General features: G+C 70.1%; 3 protein-coding genes and 1 pseudogene. All 4 read right to left on the bottom strand.

The genetic code is table 11. From position 1 onward, the window contains the following. Positions 1-302, bottom strand: a pseudogene (locus IEY96_RS16850) (hypothetical protein); the annotation flags it as partial. Between the two features lie 655 nt (positions 303-957). After that, positions 958-1413, bottom strand: coding sequence for a DUF2550 domain-containing protein (locus tag IEY96_RS16845; RefSeq protein ID WP_091318759.1), 456 nt, complete (start codon positions 1411-1413; stop codon positions 958-960). A gap of 12 nt (positions 1414-1425) precedes the next feature. After that, the gene (locus IEY96_RS16840) at positions 1426-1704 is read right to left on the bottom strand and encodes a F0F1 ATP synthase subunit epsilon (RefSeq protein ID WP_091318756.1); all 279 of its coding nucleotides are present in this window, start codon (positions 1702-1704) and stop codon (positions 1426-1428) included. A gap of 137 nt (positions 1705-1841) precedes the next feature. Next, positions 1842-2987 (bottom strand): LCP family protein, encoded by a 1146-nt coding sequence (locus IEY96_RS16835; protein WP_189195719.1) that lies wholly within the window; start codon positions 2985-2987, stop codon positions 1842-1844. Positions 2988-3166 lie beyond the last annotated feature (179 nt).

Below are 3166 nucleotides of genomic sequence, written 5' to 3'. Positions count from 1 at the left end.
AGCTTCGACTCCTGCAGCGACGTGGCGATCGAGATGACCGCCGCCCGCTCCGGCAGACCCGCCTTCTTCGTGGCGGCGATGATCGCCTTGGCGTTGGCGGTCTGCTCGTCGTTCAGGTCGATCTTCGACTGCGCGCCCTGCACACCGTGCGGGATCAGCTTGTCACCCTGCACGGCCACCGCGACGGGCTTGCCCTCGACGGGGCCGGCGTCGGCGTGGGCGGCGACCGGACCGGCAAAGATGCCGCCGGTGAAGGCCAGACCAGCAATACCGAGCACGCTCTTACGCAGCATCGTGTTCATGGGAAAGCTCCATTCGGGGGTTGGCGCACACACGAGCCGATGGGGGTCGGCCGGGTGTGGTGTGCGCAAGCACCGTCAGGCGCTCAAAAAGTCTTGGGGGATCATCCGGTGCGCGGGGCTAGGGCCTCTTCGCGGCGCCGGGACCATGTACAACGACCGGCGGCCCACCATCATTCCGGGGCCGGGCACCCCGCCTCGCGGGGCGTCTTCCTCAGCCGGCACCCCGTCGCGCGGGGGGCCTCCTCGGTCGTTCACGGGGATACAACGACCCCCACCCGCCAGCCATTCCGCCGCCCGAGTGCCGCCGGCCACCCGCGAAACGGACACCCCGCCCAGACCGGGACGGTCGGTGGAACGGCATCGATTGTATCCGGACCTCGGAGACAGCCATGACGTTCCACCCAACGACCCCGCGCCCCCGTCGGTGGAACGCCATGGAGGTATCCCGGCCCGGGAGACATACACGGCGTTCCACTCGCCCCACTCGCACCGGACACCTCGCCCGGGAGCGACCCACCACAAGAAAGGGAGCGGGCGCGCCATCACCGCGCCGAACTGGCGGCGACACGCACGCCGGATGCCGTCACCGCGCCGAGTGGCGGGCGACAACAAAACGCAGGACCCCGCCGCCATACCGGGCTGGAGGGCGGGCGGGTCAGGCGGCGGGCCAGTCCTGGGAGGCCAGACGCGGCGAGACCGCCCCGGGTGGGGCGGCCTCGAGCCAGGAGAGGAAGCCGGTGACCGTGGACCGCGCCATGGCGATCTCGACCGGGGCGTGGTTGCTGGTACAGCGCAGGATCACCCAGTCGGCCGGCATGGAGAGCCGTTCCTGACCCTCGGGCAGCCGGCGCCGCTCCACGGCCAGCGTCTTGCGGGAGAGCACCCGCTTGGGACGCAGGGCGAAGCTGAACATGCGGTACCAGCGGAGTTCGTCGCCGACGAAGCGGCCGAAGCCCGGAGACCAGCCCCGGCCGTCGAGGATCGTGGACACCCGGACGCTGAGCCGGATGATGCCTCCGCTACGGGTGTAGAGGGCCCGCCGGATGAAGAGGATCAGGAGCGCCGCGAAGACGACCGCGACGCCGATTCCGATCCCTTCCACGATCTCCATCGGCGGGTCGGCTCAGCGCGCCGGAGTGGCCGGGGTGGCGCTCTCGGCGAGGACGGTCACGCCCTCACCGGACACCGACAGGAAGCCGCCCGCTACGTCGTACGCGAGCTGCTCGCCGCCGGCCTGCTTGATGCGTACCTGGCTGGGCTCGGCGAGCTGGCCGAGCAGGGGCGCGTGCCCCGGCAGCACACCCAGCTCACCCTCGGTCGTCCGGGCGACGACCATCTCGGCCTCGCCGGACCAGACCTTCTCCTCGACGGCTACGAGCTCGACGTGAAGCTGCTGTGCCACGCTGTCTCCTTGCTGCGGCGGCGGATTGCCGAAAGTCTAGTCGCGCCCCCGAGACCCACCCAACGCGGGTGGCGAGAGCTGCGCCACGGTCATGCCAACGAGCCCCCGGCACCCGCCGGGGGCCGTTGGCGCTCACGCTACTTGCTCTTCTGCTTGAAGTCGGGGTGCTCCAGCAGGAACGCGTCGACCTGCTCGTTGCGCAGCGCCGCGAAGAAGTCCTCGGCGGCGGGCAGCAGCTGTTCCCCCTGGTAGCCCCGGCTGGACTGGACCGGGCCGCCGGGCAGCTTGATCGTCTCGATCGAGTCGGCCCGGATGCCCTTCAGGGCGAGGGCGAAGTCGACCACGCTGTTGCCCCGGCCGTTGAAGACCAGCGACTGGCCGGCCGCGCGGAGCACCTTGTCCAGCTTCACCGGGTTGGCCACCACGTCCGCGCTGAACGCCTGGCTCACCATCGCCTTGACGAACTGCTGCTGGTGCCGCTGCCGGCCGTAGTCGGCGTCCGGCACACCATTCTTCGGATAGCGCTGCCGGACGTAGTCCAGCGCCTGCCAGCCCTTGAGGTGGGCGTTGCCCTTCTGGTAGACGGCCTGCGGGCCGAGGTAGCCCCCGCCGCCCGGCTTGAGCTGCCGCGGCGTGCCGTCCGGCTGCAGGTGCTCGGACTTGACGTCCCGCTCGATGTACATGTCGACGCCACCCATGGCGTCGACGATCTTCTTGAAGCCGGTGAAGTTGATGATCGCCCCGGCGTCGAAGCGCTCGATCCCGGTGACCCGCTGCACGGTCTTGGCGAGCAGTTCGAAGCCCTGTGCCGCGCTCGGGTTCTGCCCGGGCACGGCGCTGCCGTGCGACATGGCGGCGTTGAGCCGGTCGGTGCCGCCGGAGTAGTCGGCCTTCGGGAAGTCGGGGATCTCCACCCGCAGGTCGCGGGGCAGCGAGAAGAGGTAGCCCCGGTCCATGCCGGCCGGCACGTGCAGGATCATGATCGAGTCGGCGAGGGGGCGGGTCCTCGGGTTGCGGGGGTCGATGCCCACCAGCAGGATGTTCAGCGGGCCCTTGATGTCGCTCTTCTTCTCCTTGGCCCCGGCCGCCTGGTCGCCGAAGAGGTCGCCCTTGCCGACCGCGCCCTCGTAGCGGGCGACCAGGGCGTGGTAGCCCACCAGCACGGAGCCGCTGAGCACCATCATGACAACGCCGAGGATGGTGCAGACCCGGGCCCACCGCGGCACGCCACGCCACATGGACCGCTTGCCGCGGTCCGTGCCGGCCTTACCACCCACGAGCATCTCCAATCGTCACGCCCACGACTGGTAGACGGGCGCGCGGATCCGTTTCGTTGCAAGAGATCAACGGTCATGACGTGAAAGTCGTGTCACGAACGGTACCGCGCGTTCTGCCGAACCGCTTGCCGGAGAACCGGGCATCTGGTATCAGCGGACCCCGAACAGGCAGAGGCCGCCCCGAC

The organism is Micromonospora fulviviridis (assembly GCF_014648395.1).
Lineage (GTDB): Bacteria > Actinomycetota > Actinomycetes > Mycobacteriales > Micromonosporaceae > Micromonospora > Micromonospora fulviviridis.
The sequence above is the reverse complement of the archived record's forward strand: the minus strand, read 5'-3'. Positions and strand labels throughout refer to the sequence as shown.

Bases quoted from the DNA above. Each gene is read 5' to 3' on its own strand.
- IEY96_RS16845 (WP_091318759.1), bottom strand. From the start codon at position 1,413: ATGGAGATCGTGGAAGGGATCGGAATCGGCGTCGCGGTCGTCTTCGCG.
- IEY96_RS16835 (WP_189195719.1), bottom strand. From the start codon at position 2,987: ATGCTCGTGGGTGGTAAGGCCGGCACGGACCGCGGCAAGCGGTCCATG.